Genomic DNA, 1772 nt, shown 5'->3' on the forward strand with positions numbered 1-1772 from the left:
GTCTTACCCTGATCTGCGATCCTGCCGGAGACGTGTCACCGTCCAATGGCGTCTCGATCAGCGTCAACACTGTGTCAGCCATCACTGACTTACCGTATGACAGGGTTCGTTCCGGAACACCCATCAACCCGACAAGGAGGAGACCATGAAGGAGACAGTAAGCAAAGGCCTGAGGCACTGTGCGGCAGCAGCGGCGGCGCTGGCATGACGTGGCTCGCAACGGCGCGCGGGGGGCGTGGCGCCGTCGATCAGGCGCTGCTGGCTGCGATCGAATCCGCCGAACGCAACGCCTCGTCCGGCAAACGGCCCATCGTCGAGACACATATTCATTTCTGGCAGATGACGCGGCCCGGCGGTGTGCCATGGCCCACAGCAGTGGAAGGGCCGATCTTCCGCGACGTGCTGCCGCCGGAGTACAGCGCATTCGCCAGATCCCAGGGCGTGGTGGCGGCCGGGATCGTGGAAGCGAGCGGCATTGTTCAGGACAACCAGTGGGTCCTCGATCTCACCAAGAACGATCCGTTTTACGCGTTCTTCGTCGGGAATCTCGAGATTGGCGCGCCGAACTTTTCCGCTGACCTCGCGCGTTTCGCAGCTGACCCGCGCTTTGTGGGAATCCGCGGCTATCTCACCGGCCCGGCTGAGGGCATCACGCTCAGCGCGGCACAGCTCACCAGCCTGCGCGACCTGGCAGCGCGCGGTATGACGCTCGACATCATCAGCCGGGGGACCAGGAACCCGAAGAGCCAGGTGCAGGCGCTTTGTACCGCGGTGCCCAATCTGCGCGTCATCATCGACCATTTGGGCGGCGCAACCGGGCCGGCGGTGGACCCCGCCTGGGCGTCCGACGTTCGTCGCCTCGCCAGCGACTGCCCGAATCTGTACATGAAGTTTTCGTCGTTCTATGACATGTACGCTCCCGGCGACGTGGTTTTTCCGTCTCCCACCGACCTCGCTTCGTACAAGCCGCAGTTCGACGTGCTGATGTCCGCGTTCGGCAAGGACCGCCTGATCTGGGGCAGCAACTGGCCGGTAATCACCCTGCACGGGACTTTCGAAGCCCAGATCGCTGTCGCCGAGGCGTATCTGGCCCCGTTCGGTGCCGGCGTGCGCGACAAAGTGATGTTCAAGAACGCCCTCGCGTTCTATCGCCGGCACAAGGCGTAGCGGACCGGAGAAACTGCCGGCTCAGCTCCGACGGCTTTCCCGCCACGAAGCCGGCGTTGCTCCCAGTTCCCGTTTGAACACTGTATTGAGGTACTGGACGGAACGAAAGCCGCTCGCCCGCGCGATGTCATCGATGCCCATTTGCGTGTTGCTGAGCAACTGAAAGCAACGCTGCAACTTGTACAGCAGGATTTCGTCGTGGACGGAGCGCTTCAACTCGCGGCGAAAGTACATCTCCAGCGATGAGCGCGAAAGCCCCACCGTTTCGGCAACCTGCTCCGTCTTGATGCCCTGGCAGGCGTATTGACGGATGTAATGGAGAGCGCGCATTACGGTTGCGCTGTGTTCGACGTCGCGCGCGGTGGACGCGCGCGAATGCACGCCGGCTGGGGGCACGACCACACGCACGTCGTTCACCGGCGAGCCGCTCAGGGCCTGGTGCAACAGGTGCGCCGCGCGATGGCCCATTTCGTGGGTTCCCTGGCTGACCGAGCTGAGCTGGATTCTCGTCAGGTGTTGGCCCAGTGTGTCGTTATCGATCCCGATGATGGCGACTTCGTCGGGAACTGCGATTGCACCGACGATGCAAGCCTGCAGCACCTGCC

General features: G+C 63.1%; 2 protein-coding genes. One reads left to right on the forward strand and one right to left on the reverse strand.

The window, feature by feature from the left end; all coding sequences use genetic code 11:
- Positions 1–204: 204 nt before the first annotated feature.
- Positions 205–1167 carry an amidohydrolase family protein gene (locus AC1DYM_RS22955; RefSeq protein ID WP_477342354.1) on the forward strand — a complete coding sequence of 321 codons (963 nt, stop codon included), beginning with the start codon at positions 205–207 and terminating at the stop codon, positions 1165–1167.
- 21 nt (positions 1168–1188) lie between these two features.
- On the opposite strand, the gene AC1DYM_RS22960 is transcribed toward AC1DYM_RS22955, so the two are convergent.
- On the reverse strand, positions 1189–1772 hold a 584-nt coding region (locus tag AC1DYM_RS22960; protein ID WP_477342356.1), incomplete at its 5' end, for a helix-turn-helix transcriptional regulator.

It is taken from the genome of Luteibacter sp. P1_D3 (assembly GCF_056406135.1).

Bases quoted from the DNA above. Each gene is read 5' to 3' on its own strand.
- AC1DYM_RS22955 (WP_477342354.1), top strand. From the start codon at position 205: ATGACGTGGCTCGCAACGGCGCGCGGGGGGCGTGGCGCCGTCGATCAG.